Source organism: Streptomyces sp. NPDC021225, assembly GCF_044332865.1.
GTDB lineage: Bacteria > Actinomycetota > Actinomycetes > Streptomycetales > Streptomycetaceae > Streptomyces.
This window is the reverse complement of sequence record NZ_JBIRPV010000015.1, coordinates 216,500-239,373: the sequence shown is the minus strand read 5'-3', so window position 1 is coordinate 239,373 and position 22,874 is coordinate 216,500. Positions and strand designations below refer to the sequence as shown.

General features: G+C 73.0%; 11 protein-coding genes. 2 read left to right on the top strand and 9 right to left on the bottom strand.

All coding sequences use genetic code 11. From position 1 onward, the window contains the following. Nucleotides 1-24: 24 nt before the first annotated feature. Nucleotides 25-1,017, bottom strand: a complete 993-nt coding sequence (rfbB, locus tag ACH4S9_RS41220; RefSeq protein ID WP_398376817.1) for a dTDP-glucose 4,6-dehydratase — start codon at nt 1,015-1,017, stop codon at nt 25-27. Then, nucleotides 1,014-1,922, bottom strand: a complete 909-nt coding sequence (gene rfbA, locus ACH4S9_RS41215; protein ID WP_398376816.1) for a glucose-1-phosphate thymidylyltransferase RfbA — start codon at nt 1,920-1,922, stop codon at nt 1,014-1,016. Before rfbA ends, rfbB begins: the two co-directional genes overlap by 4 nt. Before the next feature lie 183 nt (nt 1,923-2,105). Between rfbA and ACH4S9_RS41210 the strand changes: the two genes are divergently transcribed. After that, nucleotides 2,106-3,377 carry an activator-dependent family glycosyltransferase gene (locus ACH4S9_RS41210; RefSeq protein ID WP_398376815.1) on the top strand — a complete coding sequence of 424 codons (1,272 nt, stop codon included), beginning with the start codon at nt 2,106-2,108 and terminating at the stop codon, nt 3,375-3,377. Between the two features lie 72 nt (nt 3,378-3,449). Here ACH4S9_RS41210 and ACH4S9_RS41205 read toward each other — a convergent pair whose 3' ends face one another. The 5 genes from ACH4S9_RS41205 to ACH4S9_RS41185 all read right to left on the bottom strand — a co-directional run bounded on the left by ACH4S9_RS41205 (nt 3,450) and on the right by ACH4S9_RS41185 (nt 12,412). Further along, nucleotides 3,450-8,426 (bottom strand): type I polyketide synthase, encoded by a 4,977-nt coding sequence (locus ACH4S9_RS41205; RefSeq protein WP_398376814.1) that lies wholly within the window; start codon nt 8,424-8,426, stop codon nt 3,450-3,452. 1 nt (nt 8,427) lies between these two features. Next, the gene (locus ACH4S9_RS41200) at nt 8,428-9,309 is read right to left on the bottom strand and encodes an alpha/beta fold hydrolase (protein WP_398376813.1); all 882 of its coding nucleotides are present in this window, start codon (nt 9,307-9,309) and stop codon (nt 8,428-8,430) included. Nucleotides 9,310-9,597: 288 nt separating this feature from the next. Then, nucleotides 9,598-9,912: an acyl carrier protein gene (locus ACH4S9_RS41195; protein ID WP_398376812.1), complete on the bottom strand. Its 315-nt coding sequence runs from the start codon at nt 9,910-9,912 to the stop codon at nt 9,598-9,600. Nucleotides 9,913-9,949: 37 nt separating this feature from the next. Further along, nucleotides 9,950-11,386 carry an NAD(P)/FAD-dependent oxidoreductase gene (locus tag ACH4S9_RS41190; RefSeq protein ID WP_398376811.1) on the bottom strand — a complete coding sequence of 479 codons (1,437 nt, stop codon included), beginning with the start codon at nt 11,384-11,386 and terminating at the stop codon, nt 9,950-9,952. A gap of 141 nt (nt 11,387-11,527) precedes the next feature. Then, nucleotides 11,528-12,412 carry a nuclear transport factor 2 family protein gene (locus ACH4S9_RS41185; protein WP_311725220.1) on the bottom strand — a complete coding sequence of 295 codons (885 nt, stop codon included), beginning with the start codon at nt 12,410-12,412 and terminating at the stop codon, nt 11,528-11,530. Nucleotides 12,413-12,634: 222 nt separating this feature from the next. Between ACH4S9_RS41185 and ACH4S9_RS41180 the strand changes: the two genes are divergently transcribed. Then, nucleotides 12,635-13,915: a cytochrome P450 gene (locus tag ACH4S9_RS41180; RefSeq protein ID WP_385350203.1), complete on the top strand. Its 1,281-nt coding sequence runs from the start codon at nt 12,635-12,637 to the stop codon at nt 13,913-13,915. A gap of 67 nt (nt 13,916-13,982) precedes the next feature. Here the strand turns inward: ACH4S9_RS41180 and ACH4S9_RS41175 are convergent, their stop codons facing one another. After that, entirely contained in the window at nt 13,983-16,340 is a 2,358-nt protein-coding gene (locus ACH4S9_RS41175; protein WP_398376810.1) for a type I polyketide synthase, read from the bottom strand. Between the two features lie 27 nt (nt 16,341-16,367). Next, entirely contained in the window at nt 16,368-22,862 is a 6,495-nt protein-coding gene (locus ACH4S9_RS41170) for an SDR family NAD(P)-dependent oxidoreductase (RefSeq protein WP_398376808.1), read from the bottom strand. Between the last annotated feature and the right edge of the window lie 12 nt (nt 22,863-22,874).

Genomic DNA, 22,874 nt, shown 5'->3' with positions numbered 1-22,874 from the left:
CGGTCATCGGTGTGTCGGTTGAGGTCAGCGGTGTGTCGGCTGGGCGGAGCGCTTGAGCGGCTCCCACCACGACCGGTGGTTCCGGTACCAGGCGACCGTCTCGGCCAGCCCGGCCACGAAGTCGTGGCGCGGGCGGTAGCCGAGCTCGTTCCTTGCCTTGTCGTCGTCGACCGCGTAGCGCCGGTCGTGCCCCTTGCGGTCCGCGACGTGGCGTACGCGGCTCCAGTCGGCTCCGCAGGCGTCCAGCAGGCGCCCGGTCAGCTCCCGGTTGGTCAGCGCGGTGCCACCGCCGATGTTGTAGATCTCGCCGGGACGCCCCTTCGTGCGCACCAGTTCCACCCCGTCACAGTGGTCTTCCACGTGCAGCCAGTCGCGCACGTTCAGCCCGTCGCCGTACAGCGGCACGTCCTCGCCGTCGAGCAGATGGGTGATGAACAGCGGGATGATCTTCTCGGGGAACTGATGGGGGCCGTAGTTGTTGCTGCACCGGGTGATGCGCACATCAAGGCCGTGGGTGCGGTGGTAGGCGAGGGCGATCAGGTCGGAGGCGGCCTTGGACGCGGCGTAGGGAGAGTTGGGGTCCAGGGGCGCGGTCTCGGGGCTGGTGCCGGTCTCGACCGAGCCGTAGACCTCGTCGGTGGACACATGGACGAAGCGCTCCACCCGGTGGCGCAGGGCGGCCTGAAGCAGCGTGTGGGTGCCCTCGACGTTGGTGCGTACGAACGGGTCGGCGCCGTCGATGGAGCGGTCCACATGCGATTCGGCGGCGAAGTGGACCACCTGGCCGGCCCGTGCCATCAGCGTGTCGACCAGATCGGCGTCGCAGATGTCGCCGTGGACGAACGTCAGCCGGGGATCGGCGAGTTCGAGGTTGCTCAGCGTCCCGGCGTAGGTGAGCTTGTCCAGCACGGTGACGCTGGACACGTCGGGGTCCGGCTCCGCGCCGCCCCGCGCGAGGAGACCGCGCACATAGGTGGAGCCGATGAACCCCGCGGCCCCGGTGACGAGGAGATTCACAGCTCCTCCAGGAAACGCGCGGGCGGCAGCCCCTGCCGGTATGCGAGCGCACGGTCCATGACGTACTGGCCGTAGGGCGATGTGCTCATCCTGGCGCCGAGCGCGTGGCACTCGTCGGCCCCGATGAATCCCATGTACATGGCGATCTCCTCGACGCAGCCGAGCCGTGTGCCCTGACGGTGCTGAAGGTCGCGTACGAAGCGCCCGGCGTCCAGGAGGGTCTCGTGCGAGCCGGTGTCCAGCCAGGTGACGCCCCTGCCGAGCCACACCAGGTCGGCCAGGCCGTCCTCCAGGTAGGCGCGCAGGACGTCCGTGATCTCCAGCTCGCCCCGGGCCGAGGGCACCAGGCGCTTGGCGACGTCGACGACGCCGCCGTCGAAGAAGTACAGGCCGGGGATGGCCAGGTTCGACCGGGGCCGCTCCGGCTTCTCCTCGATGGACACCAGCCGGCCCCGGTCGTCGACCTCGGCGACGCCGAAGTGGCGGGGGTCGGCGACCTCGTGCCCGAACATCACACACCCGCGCAGCCGCTCCGCGCTGCGGCGGAGCAGCGTGGGCAGTTTCGCGCCGTGGAAGAGGTTGTCGCCCAGAATCAGCGCGCAGTCCTCACCGCGAATGTGGTCCGCGCCGACCCGGAAGGCGTCGGCGATCCCCCGCGGTTTCTCCTGGGAGGCATAGCTGATGCTCAGTCCCAGATGCTCACCGTCTCCGAGGAGTTCCTGGAACAGCGGCATTTCGGTGGGGCGGGTGATGACGAGGATCTCCCGGATGTCCGCGAACATGAGAACGGACAGCGGATAGTAGATCATGGGCTTGTCGTAAACGGGAACCAACTGCTTCGACCCCACCAGGGTAAGAGGGTGCAGCCGTGTCCCATTTCCTCCCGCGAGAACAATACCCTTCATCATGGAATCCTGACGACGCCGACATATCACCACCTCATTGTGGTTCCGTCATATCCTCACTCACCTGCCTAAAGTTCGGCTAACAGCGGACCGTAAGATCCGCCTAAGGGGCGGCGATAGCATATTGGGATCAGGCGAGCGAGATCGGTTGCCCACGGCGACTGGTGAGGAGAGACGGTAGCCATGCGCGTCCTGTTCGTCACATTCCCCTGGAAAACCCACCTCTATCTCACCGTACCCATGGCCTGGGCGCTGCGCACCGCCGGCCATGACGTCCATGTCGCGAGCAGTCCCGAATTCACCGACGTCATCACCGGAACAGGGCTGACGGCGGTAGCCGCGGGATCGGGTCCGTCCCTCCAGGAAAAAGGGGACTTGATCATCCAGCGGGCAGCGCGGAGCGGCATGGTGCTGCCCAAGGTCGACTACGCCCGCGAGGAGCAGCTCACCTGGGAGAACCTGAAGGCGTTCCACACCGTCTTCGCCATGATCATGGAGGCCGCGAACGACTCGATGGTCGACGACCTGGTGGCGTACTGCCGCTCGTGGAAGCCCGATCTGGTGGTCTGGGAATCGATGAGCTACGCCGGTTCGGTCGCCGCCGCCGCGGCGGGAGTGCCGCATGCGCGGATGCACCTCGCCATCGATGTGGGAACGCCTTTGCGCCAGCGCTTTCTGACGGTGCGGGCGCAACAGCCGCCGGGGGACCGCGAGGACCCGGTGGAAGAATGGATGAGCAAGTGGGCGTCGAAATACGGCTTTGATGCCTCGGAAGAACTGCTGACCGGCCAGTTCACGATCGATCAGATGCCGGACTCGATAAGGTCGGAAAGCGATGTGCGGAACGTTTCCGTTCGCTACGTCCCGCACAACGGCCCCTCCGTCATACCGAACTGGATTCACGAGAAGCCGCCGGCGCCGCGCGTCCTTGCCACCTTCGGAGTGAGCATGTGGAGCGTGGCCGGGAGCCAGCCCGTTCCCGTCGGCCAGATCCAGGAGATGCTGGACTCGGTGGCCGACCTGGACATCGAGCTGATGCTGACGCTCTCCGAAAGTATTCAGCGGAAACTCAAGCGGGTGCCCGAGAACACGAGAATCGTCAATTTCGTGCCCCTGCACGCCGTGATCTCCTCATGTTCCGCTGTGATGCACCACGGTGGGGTCCCGGCGTTCTGCGGCGCACTGGCGCACGGAGTCCCGCAGCTCATGGTCAGCCTCACCGCTCAGGACGCCCAGATACGGGGCCAACGTCTTGAGGAGGCCCGGGCCGGGCTGTGGATTCCGCCCCAGGACATGACCGGGCCGAGGATCCGGGAGGACCTGGTCCGGCTGCTGGAGGACCCGTCGTTCCGGTCCGGGGCCGAGCAGCTCCGTCAGGAGATGGCGGCTCAGCCGTCCCCCAATGACGTGGTCCCCGAGCTGGAGAAGCTGGCGGCCGAGTACGGCTCCCGCTGAGGCCCTGGGCCCAAAGCCTCGGGAGGGGTTCGTCAGTCCGCTGACGAACCCCTCCCTTCTTCCGCGCCCCGCTCAGGACTTCCCGAACTCCTGGGTGATCAGGTCGAAGATCTCTTCCGCCGTCGCCGTCTCCAGGTCGTCGTGGGTCCCGGTGGCGCGGCCCGGGTCGGCCCACTTGTCGGCCAGCAGCCGCAGCCGTGCGGCGACCCGGGAGCGGGCGGCCTCGTCCACGGCGTCCGGTGCGTGGGCGACGTCCCAGCCGTCGAGTTCCGACATGACCCGCTGTTCGCCCGAGGCCCCGTCGGTGACGAGCAGGCCGTGCAGATGGCGGGCGAGTTCGTCGGCCGACGGGTAGTCGAACAGCACGGTCGTGGGCAGGTGCAGCGCGGTGCTGGCGTTGAGCCGGTCGCGCAGCTGGACGGCGTTGAGCGAGTCGAAGCCCAGCTCCTGGAAGGGCTTGGTGGGCGGGACGTCGTCCGCGGCGGCGTGGCCGAGGACACCGGCGGCATGTGCCTGTACGTGCCGCACCAGGATGTGGTGCTGCTCGGCCGGCGCGCTGCCGGCGAGCTTCCGCTTGAGCTGGTCCGTCTCCTCGGCCGCCGGTCGCGGTTCCTCCGTGCGCGCCTCGGCGGCCTCGGGGAGATCGCCCAGCAGCGGGCTGGGGCGCAGCGCGGTGAAACTCTCCAGGAAGCGCCGCCAGTCGACGGCGGCGACCACGACACTGGTCTCCCTGCCTCCGGCCACCTGCTCCAGGGCGGCGACGGCCAGCCGGGGGTCGAGGGGGTGGAGGCCGCGGCGGCGGAAGTAGTCGACGTCGTCGGACGCGGTGGCCATGCCCACCTCGCCCCAGAGCCCCCAGGCCACCGAGGTGGCGGGCAGGCCGAGTCCGCGGCGGTGGTCGGCGAGCGCGTCCAGGTAGGCGTTGGCGGCGGCGTAGCCGCTCTGCCCCCCGCTGCCCCAGGCCGCGGAGACCGAGGAGAACAGGATGAACGCGGAGAGGTCCAGGTCCTGGGTCAGTTCGTGGAGGTGCCGGGCCGCGAGCGCCTTCGGTTCGAGCAGCCGGTTCAGGTGTCCGGTGTCCGCGTCGGCGACGGCGTCGTGCTCGCTGACGCCCGCGGCGTGGATGACGGTGGACAGCGGGTGCTCGGCGGGGATCGCGTCCAGGACGGCGCGCAGGGCTTCGCGGTCGGCCGCGTCGCATGCGGCCAGGGTCACCGTGGCGCCCAGGCCGCTGAGTTCGGCGGCGAGTTCCCCGGCGCCGGGCGCGTCGGGGCCGCGGCGGCTGATGAGGACCAGGTGGGCGGCCCCGTGTTCGGCCGCCCAGCGGGCCAGCAGTGCGCCGATGCCACCGGTGCCGCCGGTGATCAGCACGGTGCCCCGGGGCCGCCAGTCCGGGCCGGGCCCGGCGTGCCCGGTGGTGCTGTGGACGAGGCGGCGCGCCAGCACCCCGGTGGTGCGGATCGCCGCCTGGTCCTCGGGCTCGGCGCCCGCCGGCGCGCCGGCCAGCACGGCCGCCAGCCGGGCCGGGGTCCGCTGGTCGAGGTCGACCGGCAGGTCCACCAGGCCACCCCAGCGCTGGGAGTGTTCGAGCGCGGCGACCCGGCCCAGGCCCCAGCTCTGCGCCTGGAGGGGATGGGGCAGTGGGTCGTCCTGCCCGGTCGACACCGCCCCCTGGGTGAGGCACCACAGCGGCGCGGTGATGTCCGAGTCACCGAGCGCCTGGAGGGCGGTCAGGGTGGCGGCGAGCCCGGCGGGCACGGCCGGATGATCGGGGTGCGGGGCTTCGTCGAGGGCCAGCAGGCTGAGCACGCCGGCGGGGGCGGTCGACGGCGTGGCTTCGGAGCGCAGGGCGGTGAGGCGTTCGGCGAGCGCCTGACGGCTGGTGGCGGTATCGACGGGACAGGTGGTGGCGTCGGCGCCGTGTTCGGTCAGGGCCTGGAGCGCCGTCCGTACGGCCGGGTGGTTCTCGTGGCCGGCGGGGACGAGCAGCAGCCAGGTGCCGCTCAGCGCCGGCGCGTCGGGCTCGGGCAGCCGCGTCCACCGGATCCGGTGGAGCCACGACGCCAGGGTGGCGCGCTCGCGGTGGCGGCGGCGCCAGGCGGACAGCACGGGCAGGGCCGGCCGCAGCGCCTCGATGTCTTCGGCTTCGCCGTCGGGCTCCAGCACCTGCGCGAGAGTCTCGACGTCGTGGTCCTCGATGGCTTCCCACAGCTCGGCCTCGGCCGGATCCTGCACGCCGTGGCCACCGGTCGGACGGGCCGGGGCCAGCCAGTAGCGGTCGCGCTGGAAGGAGTAGGTGGGCAGGTCGACGGTGGGCGGCGGGGCCGGGTGGGTGAACCAGGGGCTCCAGTCGACGGGGGTGTGGGTGTGGAGCCGGGCCAGGGCTTGGGCCAGGGCCTGGGTGTCGGGCTGGGTGCGGGTGAGCGTCGGGATCAGCAGCGGCGCGGTGGCCCCAGGGGCGTCCCGCAGGGTGTCGAGGGTGTCCTGGGCGGGAGGGATGAGGACAGGGTCGGGGCCGATTTCGAGGTAGACGGCGGTCTGCGGGGCGGCGTGGGCGACGGCGGGGTGGAAGTGGACGGGCTGGCGGATGTGGCGCACCCAGTAGTCGGGGGTGGCGATGTCCTCGCCGGCCGGCTGCCCGGTCAGATTGCTGATCAGGGGGATGAGCGGTGGGTGGAAGGCCAGGTCGGCGATGGCGTCGCGGAAGCCGTCGAGGGCCGGTTCCATGAGGGAGGAGTGGAAGGCGTGGCTGACGGTGAGCGCCTTGGCCTTCCGGCCGCGCTTCTTCCAGGCCGCGCCGACCTCGGCCACCAGCTGCGCCGGCCCCGAGATGACCGTGCTGGTGGGGGCGTTGAGGGCGGCGATGCCGACCTGGCCGTCGTAGCCGGCGAGGGCTTCGGCGGCCTCCTCGGCGGTGGCTTCCAGGGCGGTCATGGCGCCGCCGGGCGGCAGGGCGCCGAGCGCGGTCGCGCGGGCGGCGACCAGACGGCAGGCGTCCTCCAGGGAGAACACTCCGGCCACGTGTGCGGCGGCGATCTCGCCGATGGAGTGGCCGAGCACGGCGTCGGGCCGCACACCGCAGTCGTGCAGCAGCCGTGCCAGCGCCACCTGCACCGCGAACAGCCCGGTCTGCGTATAGGTGGTGTGGTGGACGAGGCCGGCGGTTTCCTCGTCGGTGGCGAGGACGATGTCGCGCAGCGGATGGTCCAGGTGCGGATCGAGCAGCGCGCACACCTCGTCGAAGGCGGCGGCGAACACCGGGAAACGCTCGTACAGTCCGGCCCCCATACCCGGCCGCTGGCTTCCCTGCCCGGAGAAGAGGAACACCCGCCACCCGGGGGCGGGCGCCGCGGCGGTGGTCCGTATCAGGGCCGGATGGTCCTCCCCGGCCGCCAGCGCGGCCAGGCCCGCCCGCAGGGTGTCGGCGTCCCGGCCCGTGATCACCGCCCGGTCGGCGAGCGTCGCGCGCGTGGTGGCCAGCGACCAGCCGACCGCCTCCGGCTCGCCGCCGACGACGGCCGTCGCGTCGAGCAGCCGCCGGGCCTGGCCGCGCAGCGCCTTCGCGCCGCGTGCCGACACCACCCACGGCGTGACCCGGCCCTCGGGCCGATCGGCGGCCTCGCCGGGCTCGCCGGGCTCGCCGGGGTCCCCGGGGGGAGGTTCGGGCGCCTCCTCCAGGATCAGGTGCGCGTTGGTCCCCGAGAATCCGAAGGAGGACACGCCGGCCCTCCGGGGCCGCGCGTCACGCGGCCACGCGACGGCCTCCCGCAGCAGGCTCAGCGCGCCGTCGCCCCAGTCCACATGGGGGTTGGGCGCACCGATGTGCAGGGAGCGCGGAAGCAGTTCGTGGCGCAGCGCCATGACCATCTTGATCACGCCCGCGGCACCGGCGGCCATCTGGGTGTGGCCGATGTTGGACTTGATCGACCCCAGCCGCAGCGGCCGCCCCTCCGGCCGGTCGTGCCCATAGGTGGCCAGCAGCGCCTGGGCCTCGATGGGGTCGCCGAGGCTGGTGCCCGTCCCGTGCGCCTCGACCGCGTCCACATCCGCCGCCGCGAGGCGGGCGTTGGCCAGCGCCTGCTGGATGACGCGCTGCTGCGACGGGCCGTTCGGCGCCGTCAGACCGTTGCTGGCGCCGTCCTCGTTGACGGCGGTGCCGCGGACGACCGCCAGCACCCGGTGCCCGTTGCGGCGGGCGTCCGACAGGCGCTCCAGCAGGACGACCCCGGCCCCCTCCGCGAGGGTCATGCCGTCGGCGTCCGCCGAGAAGGGCTTCGAGCGCCCGTCCGGCGCCACGGCGCGCATCTCGCTGAAGCCGACCAGCGGTGCCGGTGAGGACATCACGCACACCCCGCCGGCCAGCGCCAGCGTCACCTCCCCCTGCCGAAGCGCCTGGCACGCCAGGTGGATCGCGACCAGGGACGAGGAACATGCCGTGTCCAGCGTGACCGCGGCGCCTTCCAGACCGAGGGTGTACGCGACCCGACCGGCCACCACGCTCGGCGAGTTGCCGGTCGTCAGATGGGCCGCCGAGCCCTCGGGCACCTGGAGGGAGTTGAGGAAGTAGTCGAGGCCGTCGCAGCCGAGGTAGGTACCGGTGGCGCTGGACTGCAAGGTGTGCGGGTCGATGCGGGCGTGCTCGATGGCCTCCCAGGCCACCTCCAGCGCCAGCCGCTGCTGCGGGGCCATCGTGACCGCCTCGCGCGGACCGATCCCGAAGAATCCGGCGTCGAACCGGTCGGCGCCGTAGAGAAATCCGCCCCCGCGCACATAGCTGGTGCCCGGGTGGTCGGGGTCGGGATCGTAGAGCGCTTCGAGATCCCAGCCGCGGTCGGTGGGCAGGCCCCCGATGCCCTCGCGGCCGGCCGCGACCAGGTCCCACAGGTCGTCGGGGGAGCTCACCCCGCCGGGGAACCGGCAGCCGATGCCGATGATCGCGACGGGCTCGTGCTGGGCGTACTCGACGTCCTTGAGCCGGCGCTGGGCCTCGCGCAGGTCGGCCGTCACGCGCTTGAGGTAGCCGAGGAGCTTCGTCTCGTCATTCGCCATGTCAGGGCCTTTCCGATGCCGGCTTGTCCACGGCGGCCGCCAGGTCGAGCAGGTCGCCGGCCACCCGCGCGGGGTGATCCGCGTGCACGTTGTGGTCGGCGCCCACGTACCAGCGGGGGTCCGCCTGCGGGAGGGCCGCCTCGACCTCCGCCACCCACTTCCGCGCCAGGTCGCTCAGCATGGGGACCTGCACGGGCAGGGTGCTGCACAGCATCACGGGCACCGTGATGGCGGGATACCAGCGGGCGGGCGGGTCCTCCCACATGCTCTCCAGGATCGACAGCAGCTTCTCCAGCGGCAGCCGCGGGACGAGCAGCCCGTCCGGCCCTTCGGCCAGGTCGGCGAGGGTCGCCTCGACGGCGGCAGCTGACCAGGTCGGGTGGAGGCCGCGCAGGGCTTCCCGCAGGGTCTGGGCGGTCATCCCGGAAACCTGGGAGTGTGCCCGCCCGACCATCTCCACGACCTTCTCCCGGGCGGGGCCGCCCTGAAAGGTGTCCACCATGCTGATCCAGCCGCCGTCCACCAGCGCGAGACCGGCGGCCACCTCGGGGTGTTCGGCCACAAGCCGCACCGCGAGGTTCCCGCCCCAGGAGTGACCGGCGAGCAGCGCCCCGGTCAGCCGCAGCTCGCGGCAGACGGCGACCAGATCCGCCGTGGCGGTCGCGTTGTCGTATCCGTGTTCCGGCAGGTCGGAGTCACCATGCCCGCGCATGTCGAGCGCGTAGACGGGATGGCCGGCGGCCACCAGCCGGTCGGCTACGTCGTCCCACATCCGGGCGTTGGACCTCAGCCCGTGGAGCAGCAGAAACGGCCGGCCGTCGCCGCCCGGCCGGTGCCGCACCCGCAACGTCACTCCGTGGTCCACGGCAACGGACAGCTTCATGGCGGAAATCCCATGCCTCCTGGAGAAAGGACAAGACGGGTGCCCTGACGAGCGCCAGATCTAGGGGTGTCCGGCGGATCTTGACGCCTGCGGCGGGCCCTCCCCCTCCCCGCCCCTTCCCGCAGTGTCGATGTGCGGCTCCGCCGCGTGGCAGGGGCTTTGCCCCTGGACCCCGAGGTCTGGGGCGGAGCCCCCCACGCGACGGAGTCGCACATCGACGGGGCCGGGAAGGGGCGGGGAGGGGAACAGCACCGATACGCCGCTCCGCCGCGTGGCCGCCGGACGCCCCTAGGTCGCGTCCGCTTCGTAGGTCTCCGACAGGAACTTGCCGAGCAGGGTGGGCGTGGGGTGCTCGACGATCGCGACGAGGGGGGCTTCGAGCCCGGTGTCGTTCATCAGGGCCTTGGACAGCTGGAGGGCCCGCAGCGAGGTCAGGCCGTTCTCCACGAAGTTGCTCTCCTCGTCAAGTTCCGGAGCTTCGAGGATCTCGGCGGCGTGGCGGAGCACCAGCCCGCGCAGGAGCTGCTCGCGCTCCTCCGGCGTCGCGGTCGCGAGCCGCTCGGCCAGTCGGCTGTCGCCGGTCGGCTCTTCGATGGGTTCCATGGCTGTACCTCTCTCGATGTGGGGCCTGCGGGGTGGGTTATCCGAGCACGCCGTTCGCGGCGTTGCCGGGCGGCTTGAGCCCCACCATCTCCAGCTCGTCCGGGTGGAACGGCGGTTCGACGAGCTCCGGGTACTTGGTGTCGGTCCGCAGCAGCGACAGGAAGTGGGAGTCCCCCAGGGCCTTCTGCGGCGTGTTCAGGCTGAGCACGCTGGTGGCGACCTCGCTGACCTTCGGCGAGCGGATCGACCGGTCGGCGACGTAGTCGGAGAACCTCAGCCGCTCGGGGGTGTCCGGGTCGGTCAGGCGCGGGTCGTCGGTGCGGATGCGGCAGTTGACGTACTGGATGTCCTTGAGCCCGGCCATGATCCACGGGTCGTCGACCACCTCGCTCAGCGCCCGTTGGACCCGCTGGGTGCCGCCCTCGCCGAAGGCGTCGCCCGCCAGCTGCGTGTCCAGGGCCTCGGCGGCGCGCGCGGCCGTGCTCATGCCGTGGCCGTAGACGGGGTTGAACGCCGCCAGCGAGTCGCCGATGACCAGCAGGCCCTGCGGCCACTGCGCCATGCGCTCGGGGTAGAGGCGCTGGTTGGCTCCCGAGTGCGAGGGGAAGATCGGGCTGATGGGCTCGGCCACGCCGATGAGGTCGCTGACGATCGGGTGCCGCAGCATCTTGGCGAAGCCCGTGAACTCGTCCTCGTGGGTGGGCAGCGGGGCGCCACGCGTGCTGGTGAGGGTGACCAGCCAGCGGCCGCCCTCCTGGGGGTAGACCACGCCGAAGCGGCCGGGGCTGCGGGTGCGGTGGTCGGCGGCGACCATGACCGCGGGGAAGGTGCCGCTCACGCCTTCGGGTGCCTTGAACATGCGGGTCGCGTAGCCGACGCCGGCGTCGACCACGTCCTGCTCGACGGCCGACAGGCCGAGCCCCGCCAGCCAGCGGCCCAGGCGCGAGGCCCGCCCGGTGGCGTCCACCACCAGGTCCGCCTCCAGCGGCCGGGGCTCGCCGCCGGCCACGTCACGCACCAGCACTCCGGAGACCTTGGAGCGGTCTCCGACCAGGCCGACGACCTCGGTGCCCTGCTTCACCTCGATGCGGCCACTTGAGAGGATCGCGTCACGCACCACCCAGTCGAGCAGGGGACGCGTGCACATCATGGCGTAGGTGGTGGCCGGGAAGCGGTACTGCCAGCCCGAGGCGGTCAGGGTCACCAGGTCGCGGTTCCAGCCGATCTGGCGGGCGCCGGCCGCCAGCAGCCGTTCGATGGTGCCCGGCAGCAGGTTCTCGACGATGCCCGCGCCGCTGGACCAGAGTATGTGGACGTGGCGGGCCTGTGGTTGACCCTTGCGGTGGAGGGGTCCGTCGGGGAGGAGGTCACGCTCCACCACGGTCACGGATTCCAGATGGCGGGCCAGCACATGGGCGGTCAGCATGCCGGCCCATCCGCCGCCCAGGACGACGGCACGTGTCGGTGTGGTCATGGCGCGGAAGTCCCTCCGAAACGGGCTCGCCTGATGTGGCATTCGTCTTTCGCCTCGGACACCGTCACGAGGGTGTCCCAAGCGGCTTAAGTGCGTCTTGCCGTTTCCGGCCGCTCCTCGGCGCCGGGCATCGGGCGCCGGTCAGCGGTCGGTGTCCGTGTCCGTGTCCGGCCCCATGTCCCCGAAGGTGGTGTCCGTGATCCCCCAGAAGCCCTGGATGTGCACGCCCAGGCCGTCCTTGTTCAGTTCACAGACGGTGATCATGCGCATGCGCATCTTCTCCGGCACAAAGATCCGGGCGTCCCCCCGGATCACCACGAACCGTCCGTCCATCGAGGACACGGGCCGTCCCAGGATCTCGTTCACCTTGCCCGCCGAGCCGTGGGCCACGTGCTTGGCCAGGGCTTCCTTGCCGCACAGCTTCATGCGCCCCACCGGGTCCTCGAAGACGACATCGTCCGAGAACAGGGCGACGGTCCCGGACACATCACCCGACTCCAGCCGCCGGGCGTAGGTGTACGGCAGCTGCCGCAGAGCCGCCTCGTCGGGGGTGATGGACTCGGGACCGCGGAAGGACTCCGCCGCGCCGTCGGCCGATGTCTCGATGTCGGGCCGGCCCCAGAACGCCCGCATGTCCTCGATCAGGCCGGACTCGCCGACGCGGAGCAGCAGCGCGTAGTGGCAGCGCAGTCCGGTCGGCTCCGCGGCCTGCGGCGCGGGCAGCCAGCCGCGGTCGGCGTACACCGGGCCGCGCGGCCGGTAGTCCATGACCGCGGTGATCCGGGACAGCACATGCGCGCCGTCCTGCCCGACCACCGTATCCTCGACGGTCTCGGCGACGTTCCCGGCCACCGCGCTCTCGAAGTGCGCGCGCAGCGCCTCGTGTCCGGCCCGGCCGCCGGCCCCCACGGGGTCCTCGAACGTGGCGTCCTTCGCGTACAGCTCCAGGAGCGCGTCGACATCGCCCGCACTCAGGCGCCGGCTGTGTTCGCGTGCGATCGACTTGCGGTTGCGCTCGTTGATCACCGTGTTCTCCCTGCTTCCCCGCATCGCTGAGACCAACGGAGCGGTGATTTCGGAACGGGAATGGCAAGGGCTCATGCTCGCCGAGCGCTCTTAAGCGGACCTACCGAACCGGCCCGCGCCCCGCCTCGGGTCCCGCCCCGGGTCCCGCCCCGGTGACAGGACTGCTTAAGCGGGATGGGCGATCATCACCCGCAGGGATGGCCGACGACGGAAGGCCCGAAGATGACACCAGCAGGTGACGCCGAGACGCCCGGTGAGCCGGACCGCTGCCCGTTCGCCATCAACGCGGCCGAGCTGACCGCCGATCCATACGGCGGCTTCGGGCGGATCAGGGAGGAGACGCCGGTCGCCCTGGCGCGCGTGGCGGACGGCCGGAACGCGTGGGTGATCACCCGCTACGAGGACGTGGTCTCCGTGCTCACCGACGAGCGCTTCGTCAGCAACTCGCGGTCGATTCCGGGATGTACGACGGATCACCACGCCGAGTCGCTGCGCTGGCTGGGGTTGTCCAAGGACCTGGTTCCCCATCTCGCCGAGGCCATCACACAGCTCGATCCGCCGCATCACACGCGGCTGCGCACGCTCGTCGCGCGGGCGTTCTCGGCGCGGCGGGTAGCCGACTTGAAGCCGCGGATACGGGCGTTGACGGACGAGCTGGTCGACGGGCTGCCGGGCCGCGCCGTGGACGGCACGGTCGACCTGATGGAGCACTTCGCCCACCGTCTGCCCATCGCGGTCATCTGCGAGCTGATCGGCGTGCCGGCCGAGGACAGGGCGATGTGGCGCGAGTGGAGCCACGGTTACACCGACGCCCTCTCGCTGAGCCGCGTGCTCTCGGAGTCGACCGCCTACCTCCGCTCGCTGGTCGAGCGGCGCGGCGCCGAGCCGGCCGACGACCTGATCACCGCGCTCATTCAGGCGCGGAGCGAGGACAGCGGGCGGCTGTCGGACACGGAACTGGTCACCATGCTGTTCCACCTGGTGGTCGCCGGGCACGAGACGACCGCCGGTCTCATCGGCAACGGCGTCCTCGCGCTGCTGACCCACCCCGACCAGCGGGCGCTGCTGCGGAGCCGGCCGGAGCTGCTGCCCGGAGCCGTGCAGGAACTGCTGCGCCGGTGCAGTCCGATCGTCTTCGGCAAGCCGCGGTACGCCACGGAGGACGTCGTGGTCGCGGGCGCGCCGATCGGCAAGGGCGAGGTCGTCCTGCCCGTGCAGGGCGCCGCCAACCACGATCCGCGGCGCTTCCCCGACCCCGAGCGGCTGGACATCACCCGCTGCTCCGGCGGTGGGGGCGCGCAGCACGTCGCCTATTCACGCGGACCGCACTACTGCCTGGGAGCCATGCTGGCCAACCAGGAGGCGGAGCTGGCGCTGGAGACGCTCTTCGGCCGCTTCCCGGAGCTGACCCTGGCCGTGCCGGAGAAGGAGCTGACGTGGCGCCCCGTTCCGGGCACTCGCCAGCTCGGCCGGCTGCCGGTGAAGCTGGGCGCCGAAGCCTGAGAGCCGCCCGGAGCGGGGTGAGGGGCCGTACCGGTCGGTGCGGCCGCTCACCCCGCTCCGGGCGGTCTCACCGCGCCCCGTTGACCCGGCTCAGGTCGAACGCCGCGCGCCAGTAGCGTGCGCGCCGGAAGGCGTACGTGGGCAGGTCGACCCGGCGGGCGTCGGCGCCCGCGAACACCGCCTGCCAGTCCACGGCGGTGCCGTGGGCGTGCACATGGGCGAGGGCGGCGGCCGCGGCGGCCACCTCCCACGCTCCGGGCCGCAGCGCGGCCACCGCGGGCAGCCCCTCGCCGTCGAGGAGTTCGGCCACCTCATGGCCGCCCAGTTCGAGATAGGCCGTGCCCTCCCGGGCCAGGGTGCGGGCCGCGGCGGCGAAGTCCCGCGGGGTGTCCGCCGGGTGAGGCGAGCCGGTCAGCGCCGCGCACGCCTCGGGCAGTGTCAGCCGCCCGCCGAGGTGGTCGGCGGCCGGCCCGCCGACGCCGTGGCCTCGTACGACGCCGGGCCGTACCCCCCACGACTCGACCAGCCGGAACAGCGCCACCTGGATCGCGAAGTCCCTGGCCGGGCCGGTGAGCATCGCGTCACGGGCCTCGGCTCCCACCGGGGCGTCCAGCTCCGCACACACCGCGTCGAACGCGTCGGCGAACGCCGGGAAGGCGTCGTACAGCTGCTTGCCGGTGCCGGGCGCGAGGGCGTGGCCGGTGAGCAGGACGACGAGCCGGTGGCGGCGTCCGGCCGAGCCCTGGACGACGCGGGGCGAGCCCCTTCCCCCGGCCAGCGCCCGCAGGCCGTCCAGCAGCTCCTGGCGGCTCTCGCCGACGACCACACCGCGGTGTGTCAGCGCGGCCCGGGACGTCGCGAGCGACAGGCCGACGTCGGCCGGCCGGAGTTCGGGCCGCCGGTCGAGGTGGGCCAGCAGCCGGGTCGCCTGCCCGCGCAGCGCGTCGGGGTCGCAGCCGGAGACCGGCCAGAGCACCACACCGGCGGCCGCCGTCCCGCGTCCCGCCTCCGGCAGCGGGGGCGGGGGATCGTCCGGAGGTGGTGCCTGTTCCAGGATCACGTGTGCGCCCGTGCCGCCGAATCCGAACGCGGACACCCCGGCCCGCCGCGGCCGGTCCGTCGCGGGCCAGGGGGTGGCCTCGGTGAGCAGCCGGATCCGGCCCTCTTCCCAGGAGATGTGCGGTGACGGCACCTCGGTGTGCAGGGTGCGCGGCAGCACGCCATGGCGCATGGCCTGGACCATTTTGATCACCCCGGCCACACCGCTGGCCCCCTGCGTGTGCCCGAGGTTGGACTTCACCGACCCCAGCGGCAACGGCCGGTCGGCGGGGCGGCCCTCGCCGTAGACGGACGCCAGCGCCCGCGCCTCGACCGCGTCGCTGAGCAGGCCGCCGGTGCCCTGGCCCTCGACCGCGTCGACCTCGTGCGGCTCGAGCTCCGAGTCGGCCAGCGCCTGCCTGATCAGCCTTCGCTGGGCGGGGCCGTTGGAGGCGCTCGCGCCGTTGGTGGCGCCCTCCTGGCCGATCGCGCTGCCACGGACGACGGCGAGCACCGGGTGGCCGTGCGCGCGGGCGGCGGAGAGCCGCTCCAGGAGCACCACGCCCGCCCCCTCGGCGAACGCGATCCCGTCGGCCCCGTCGGCGAACGAGCGGCAGCGGGCCGCGACGGGCAGCCCTATCCCCCGGCCGCTGCCGATGAACGCATCGGGGCTGGACATCACGGTGACACCGCCGGCCAGGGCCATGGAACACTCGCCGCCGCGCAGCGCCCGGCAGGCCAGGTGCAGCGCCACCAGGGAACCGGAGCAGGCGGTGTCGAGGGTGGCCGTGGGCCCTTCGAGGCCGAAGACGGAGGCGATACGGCCGGAGAGCACGGCGCTCGAACCGCCGGAGGCGAGGTGGCCGAGCAGCTCGTCGGGGACGTCCTTCAGGTGGGGGGTGTAGTCCTGTCCGGTGGTGCCCACGAAGACGCCGTAGCGCCGGCCGCCGGCCGACCGCGGGTCGATCCCGGCCCGTTCGAACACCTCCCACGCGAGCTCCAGCAGCAGCCGCTGCTGGGGGTCCATCACCGACGCCTCGTCCGGCGAGATCCCGAAGGGCCCGGGGTCGAACTCGGCGGCGCCGCCGAGGAATCCCCCCTCCGCGACCGCGCTGCGCACCGCCGGGTGGGCGTCGGGACCGCACAGGCCGTCCAGGTCCCAGCCCCGGTCGCGCGGGAAGGCGCTGATCGCGTCCCGCTCCTCCGTCAGCAGGGTCCACAGGTCGTCCGGGGACTCGACGCCACCGGGATAGCGGCAGGCCATCCCGATGATCGCGACGGGTTCCCGGGCTGCCGCGCGCAGTCGGTCGTTCTCCTTGCGCAGCCGCTCGGCCTCCCGCAGCGAGGCGCGCAGGGCCTCGACGATCTTGTCGTTGGCCACCGTCATGACATTCCTCCGAGGGGACGGCACACGTCAGGAATCGCCGTTGCGCAGGGCCATGTCCACCAGTTCTTCCAGCTCCATCGAGGCGAAATCGGCGCTGTCCGCACTGTCTGCGCTTTCGGTGGTGTCCGCGCTGTCGGTGGTGTCGGCTTCCTCGCCCAGTCGCAGCAGCGCGTCGAGCAGGCCGGACTCCTCCAGCCGCCGCAGCGGGACGGCGGCCAGCACCTCGCGCACCCGGCTCTCACGCGGGTCCGGAGGCGGGCTCCCGGCCGGGTCGGTGGGTGCGCTCCCGGCCGGGTCGGCGGGCGCGGCGATCCGCTCGCGCAGGTGCTGGGCGAGGGCCAGTGGGTGGGCGAAGTCGAAGATGAGCGTGGCGGGCAGGCGCAGGCCGGTCGCGGCCGAGAGCCGGTTGCGCAGTTCGACCGCGGTCAGCGAGTCGAAGCCCAGCTCCTTGAACGTGCGGTCGTGGGCGATCTCGTCGGCCGAGCCGTGGCCGAGGACGGCCGCCATGTGCGCGCACACCGCCTCCAGGACGCAGTCCTCGCGTTCCGCCTCCGGCAGTGCGGCGACGCGCTCCGCCAGCGACGGGCCGCCGGTGCCCGCCGCCCCGCTGTCGGCCACGCGCCGCGCCCTGGTGCGGCCGGCGGCCGGGCGGCTCCCGGAGGCCGCCGTGGCCTGCCGGATCGGAACCAGCAGCGCGTCACCCGCGGCGTACGACCGGTCGAACAGCGCCAGGGCCTGCTCGGTGGGCAGCGGGTCCATGCCGGCCTGGCGGATGCGTTCCAGGTCCCCGTCGTCCAGCCGGCCGGTGAGCCGGCTGGTCTCCTCCCACATGCCCCAGGCCAGGGACTGACCGGGCAGGCCGTGGGCCCGGCGGTGGTGGGCCAGGGCGTCCAGGAAGGCGCTCGCGGCGGCGTAGTTGGCCTGCGAGGGGTTGCCGTTCACCCCGACGATGGAGGAGAACATGACGAACATCGCCAGATCGGCGTCCTTGGTGAGCTCGTGCAGGTGCGCCGCTCCGTCGGCCTTCGGCCGCAGGACCCGGGCCAGCCGCTCGGGGGTCAGCGAGTCGACCATGCCGTCGTCGAGGACTCCGGCGCAGTGCACCACACCGGTCAGCGGGTGTGCGTCGGGCACGCCGGCCAGCAGCCCGGCGACGGCGTCGCGGTCGCCGATGTCGCAGACCTCGATGGTCACGGTGGCGCCCAGCGCGGTGAGCTCCTCGCGCAGTTCGGCGGCGCCGGGCGCCTGCGGCCCCTGGCGGCCGGTCAGCAGCAGGTGGCGTACCCCGTGTCGGGTGACCAGATGGCGGGCGATCAGGCCGCCCAGGGTGCCGGTGCCACCGGTGACCAGGACCGTGCCGTCCGGTGAGAGGGGCCGTGGCAGGGTCAGCACGATCTTCCCGATGTGTGCGGCCCGGCTCATCAGGCGGAACGCGTCGCGCGCCCGGCGGATGTCGAAGACGCGCACCGGCGGGTGGGTCAGCTCGTCGCGTGCGAACCGGGCGAGGACCTCGGTCAGGATCCGGCCGAGTCCTTCCTCTCCCGGCGCCCCGAGGTCGAGGACGCGGTAGCGGGCGCCGCGGTGCGTTTCGGCAAGCTGCTCGGGGTCGCGGACGTCGGTCAGGCCCAGCTCCACGAACCGGCCGCCGTCGGCCAGCAGGCGCAGCGAGGCGTCGGTGAACTCGCCGGCCAGGCTGTTGAGGACCACGTCGACCTTCGGGAAGGCGTTCTCGAAGTCCAGGTCGCGGGAGGAGGCGCGGTGGGCGGCGTCGATGCCCATGGCCTCCAGGACGTGGTGCTTGGCGGGGCTGGCCGTGGCGTACACCTCGGCGCCCAGGTGGCGGGCGATCTGCACGGCGGCCATGCCCACGCCGCCCGCCGCCGCGTGGACGAGGACCGACTCGCCCGCCTTCAGACCGGCCAGGTCCACCAGCCCGTGCCAGGCGGTCAGGAACGCGATGGGCACGGCCGCCGCCTGCTCGTCGGTCCAGCCGGGCGGGACGGGCACGGCGGAGCGGGCGTCCGCCAGGGCGGTCGAGCCGAACGCCCCCTGGAACATGCCCATCACGCGATCGCCGACGGCCACCGACGTCACGTCCGGGGCCACCTCGACCACCACGCCCGCGCCCTCGCTGCCCCGGATCACCGCGTCGCCCGGGTACATCCCGAGCGCGATCAGCACGTCCCGGAAGTTGACGCCCGCGGCGCGGACCCGGACCCGGATCCGGCCCGGGGCGAGCGGCGGGGGCTCCTCCGCCGCCACCAGGGCCAGGTTGTCCAGGGTGGCGGGGCCGGTGATGTCCAGCCGCCAGTGGGGGTCCTCCGGCAGGGGCAGGGCGGCGCCGGACGCCGCGGGGACCAGGGCGGAGACCCGTACCGTCCCGTTCCGGACGACGATCCGCTGCTCGCCCGCGGCGACCGCCGGGGCGAGGGCCCCGGGCAGCGTGGGTCCGTCCAGGTCCACCAGGACCAGCCGGTCCGGGTGTTCGGACTGCGCGGACCGGATCAGCCCCCACACCGGGGCGTGCGCGAGGTCGGTCACGTCCTCGCCGTCGGAGGCGGCGACCGCGCCCCGGGTGACCACCACCAGCCGGGAGTCGGCGAACCGCTCGTCGGCCAGCCACCGCTGCACGGAGTGCAGCACCTCGCCCAGCCGGTGGCGCACCGCGCCGGGGAGGTCGGTGTCGTCCGGCCGCGGCTCGCAGGGCAGCAGTGTCACCGGTGGGACGCGCAGGCCGCCGTCCACCGCGGCGGCGAGCGCGTCCAGGTCGTCGTAGCGGGGCGCTCCGTAGCAGGTGGGTGTGGTGCCGGTGGCGACGGCGGCCCAGCCGTCGATGGCGCCGCCCGCCGGGGCACCGGTCAGGGGGGTGTACGTCACGCGGAAGAGCGCGTCGCCGATGTCCTCGCCGCGGCCCTGGAGTTGCTCGGGGGTGAACGGCCGGGTCACCAGGGCGTCGATCGAGATCACCGGGCGGCCCGAGGCGTCGGTGGCGTGGACGGACATGCCGTCGTCGCCGACGGGCGCGAGCCTGACGCGCAGCAGCTCGGCGCCGGTGGCGGCCAGGGACACTCCGTTCCAGGCGAACGGCAGCGCCATCCGGCCCTGGCCACCGCGTACTTCGGGCAACCCACTGGCCTGGAGCGCGCCGTCAAGCAGCGCGGGGTGGACACCGAACGCGGCGGCCTGCCCGCGCTGCTCCTCCGGGAGGACGACCTCGGCGAAGACCTCCGTCCCGCGGCGGTACACGGCGCGCAGGCAGCGGAAGGCGGGGCCGTAGCGGTAGCCGGCCACGGCCAGCTGGTCGTAACACCCGTCCACGGGCACGGGCTCGGTGCCTTCCGGCGGCCACTGGGCGAGGTCGTACGGCTCGGCGTCCGGGCCGGGCGCCAGGGTGCCGGTGGCGTGGCGCAGCCATGGCGAGCCGGACTCGTCGGCCGGGCGTGCGTACACGTTCAGGGTGCGGCGGCCTTCACCGTCGGGGCGGCCCACCACGAGCTGAAGGTGGGTGCCGCCCTGGTCGGGCAGGACCAGCGGGCTCGCCAGCACCAGCTCCTCGAGCCAGTCGCAGCCCACCTCGTCACCGGCCCTGACGGCCAGCTCCACGAACAGGGCGCCGGGCACGAGCACCGCGCCGGCCACCGCGTGGTCGGCCAGCCACGGATGGGTGTCCAGGCCGAGCCGGCCGGTCAGCACCACCTCGTCGCCTTCGGCGAGGACGGTGACGGCCCCCAGCAGCGGATGGCCGGCCGCGGCGAGGCCGAGCCGGTCGGGGTCACCGGCTCCGCCGTCGGTGGCGTCCAGCCAGTAGCGCCGCCGCTGGAAGGCGTAGGTGGGCAGGTCGGCGGGGCCGGTGCCGGCCGGGAACACCCGGCCCCAGTCCGCCTCGACGCCATGGACATGGGCCTGGGCCAGCGCGAGGAGGAAGCGGTCCCAGCCGCCCTCGTCCCGGCGCAGGGTGCCGAGGGCCGTGGCGTTGACGCCCGCCTCGTCCACGGTCTCCTGCGCGCCCATGACGAGGACCGGGTGCGGGCTGCACTCGATGAACACGCTGTGTCCGTCGTCGAGGAGCGCCCGGGTGGCCTCTTCGAACCTCACCTGCTGACGGAGGTTGGTGAACCAGTACGCGGCGTCCATGGCGGTGCCGTCGATGCGCTGCCCGGTGACGGTCGAGTACAGCGGGACGGAGCCCGGCTTGGGCGCGATGCCCGCGAGGTCCTCGGCCAGCCGGTCGCGCAGCGCGTCGACGTGGGCGCAGTGCGACGCGTAGTCCACGGGGACGCGCCGGGCGCGCACCCCGTCGGCTTCACAGGTCTCCAGCAGCTCCTCCAGGGCGTCGGCGTCTCCCGAGACCACGGTCGAGGAGGGGCCGTTGACGGCGGCCACGCTCAGCCGACCGTCCCAGCGCTCCAGGTGTTTCCCGACCTGCTGGACGGGGAGCGCCACCGAGGCCATGCCGCCGCGGCCGGACAGCTCGGGCAGCGCCTGGGAGCGCAGCGCCACGACGCGGGCCGCGTCCTCGACGGACAGCACGCCGGCGACGCAGGCCGCCGCGATCTCGCCCTGGGAGTGGCCCACCACGGCCGCGGGCTCCACGCCGTAGGACCGCCACAGCTCGGCCAGCGCCACCATCACCACCCACAGCACGGGCTGGACCACGTCCACCCGCTCCAGGGAGGGGGCTCCCGGCTCGCCTCTGAGCACCGACTCCACGGTGTACTCGGTGTGCCGCTCCACGGCCTGCGCGCAGCGACGGAAGTGTTCGGCGAACACCGGGGAGGCGTCGGTCAGGTCGAGGGCCATGCCGGCCCACTGTGAACCCTGGCCGGGGAAGACGAACACCGTCTCGCCGGGGCTGGGCGCACCCGTGACCACATGGCCGGCGGGGACCCCGTCGGCCAGGGAGGCCAGCCCGGCCAGCAGGGCGTCGCGGTCGGCGGCGACCACGGCGGCCCGGTGCGACTGGGCGGCGCGCGAACCGGCCAGGGCGAGCCCGACACGGGTCGGGCCGGCTTCCGGCCGCTCGGTGAGGAAGTCGCGCAGCCGGGCGGCCTGGGCGCGCAGCGCCGCCTCGCCGCGCCCGGACACCAGCCACGGGACCACCGGCAGCTCGGTGGCGGGGGCGGGCTCCGCCGCGTTGGAGGCCTCGGGGGCTTCTTCGAGGATGACATGCGCGTTGGTGCCGCTCATGCCGAAGGAGGAGACCCCGGCCCGGCGCGGGCCGCCGGTCCCGGGCCACGGCCGCGCCTCGGTCAGCACCTTCACGGTGCCCTCGGACCAGTCCACCTGATGGGTGGGTTCGTCCACGTGCAGGGTGCTCGGCAGGACGCCGTGCCGCAGCGCCTGCACCATCTTGATCACCCCGGCCATGCCGGCGGCGGCCTGGGTGTGCCCGATGTTGGACTTGACCGAGCCGAGCCACAGCGGGACGCCTTCGCCGCGCCTTCTGCCGTACGCGGCGATCAGCGCCTGTGCCTCGATGGGGTCGCCCAGCGAGGTGCCGGTGCCGTGCGCCTCCACCACGTCGATGTCCCGGGCGGACAGCTGGGCGTCGGCCAGCGCGGCGCGGATGACGCGTTCCTGGGCGGGGCCGTGGGGCGCGGTCAGGCCGTTGGATGCGCCGTCCTGGTTGATCGCGGAGCCGCGGATCACGGCGAGCACCGGGTGTCCGAGGCGCTGGGCGTCCGCCAGCCGCTCCACCAGCAGGACGCCCACGCCCTCGCCGGGCCCGAAGCCGTCGGCCGCCGCCGCGAACGCCTTGCACCGGCCGTCGGCGGCCAGCCCGTTCAACTTGCTGAACTCCAGGAAGGTGCCGGGTGTTGCCATCACACACACCCCGCCGGCCAGCGCCAGCGAGCTCTCGCCCTTGCGCAGCGACTGCACCGCCAGATGCAGGGCCACCCCGGACGACGAGCAGGCGGTGTCCACCGTGAAGGAGGGGCCCTCGAAGCCGAAGGTGTAGGAGATGCGGCCCGACATCGAGCTCGCGGCCAGCCCGGTGGCCATGTACCCGGCGACGTCCTGCGGCGCGCCGGCGCCGGTGCCGGCGTAGTAGATGGTGGATCCGCCGATGAAGACGCCGGTCTTTGTGGCGCGCAGGGAGGTCACGTCGATACGGGCGCGCTCGATGGCTTCCCAGGCGGTCTCCAGCAGCAGGCGCTGCTGCGGGTCCATCGCGAGCGCCTCGCGCGGCGAGATGTCGAAGAAGTCGGCGTCGAAGTCTGCCATGCCGCGGACGAATCCGCCCTCGCGCACATAGCTGGTGCCCGTCTCGCCCGAGTCGTTGAACATGCCAGGGTCCCAGCCCCGGTCGTCCGGCATGGCGGAGACCGCGTCACGGCCCGCGGACACCAGCTCCCACAGGGCCTCCGGAGTGTCCGCTCCACCAGGGAACCGGCAGGCCATGCCGACGATCGCGATCGGCTGGCGGTCCCGGGCCTCCACCTCGCGGAGGCGCTGCTGAGTGTCATGCAGATCGGTCGCCACTCGTTTGAGGTAGTCGACGAGCTGTTCCTGGTTCGCCATGGCGGTCCTCTT

Excerpts from the sequence above, each read along its gene's own strand:
- rfbA (WP_398376816.1), bottom strand. The coding sequence starts at position 1,922 with ATGAAGGGTATTGTTCTCGCGGGAGGAAATGGGACACGGCTGCACCCT.
- ACH4S9_RS41210 (WP_398376815.1), top strand. The coding sequence starts at position 2,106 with ATGCGCGTCCTGTTCGTCACATTCCCCTGGAAAACCCACCTCTATCTC.
- ACH4S9_RS41205 (WP_398376814.1), bottom strand. The coding sequence starts at position 8,426 with ATGGCGAATGACGAGACGAAGCTCCTCGGCTACCTCAAGCGCGTGACG.
- ACH4S9_RS41200 (WP_398376813.1), bottom strand. The coding sequence starts at position 9,309 with ATGAAGCTGTCCGTTGCCGTGGACCACGGAGTGACGTTGCGGGTGCGG.
- ACH4S9_RS41195 (WP_398376812.1), bottom strand. The coding sequence starts at position 9,912 with ATGGAACCCATCGAAGAGCCGACCGGCGACAGCCGACTGGCCGAGCGG.
- ACH4S9_RS41190 (WP_398376811.1), bottom strand. The coding sequence starts at position 11,386 with ATGACCACACCGACACGTGCCGTCGTCCTGGGCGGCGGATGGGCCGGC.
- ACH4S9_RS41180 (WP_385350203.1), top strand. The coding sequence starts at position 12,635 with ATGACACCAGCAGGTGACGCCGAGACGCCCGGTGAGCCGGACCGCTGC.
- ACH4S9_RS41175 (WP_398376810.1), bottom strand. The coding sequence starts at position 16,340 with ATGACGGTGGCCAACGACAAGATCGTCGAGGCCCTGCGCGCCTCGCTG.
- ACH4S9_RS41170 (WP_398376808.1), bottom strand. The coding sequence starts at position 22,862 with ATGGCGAACCAGGAACAGCTCGTCGACTACCTCAAACGAGTGGCGACC.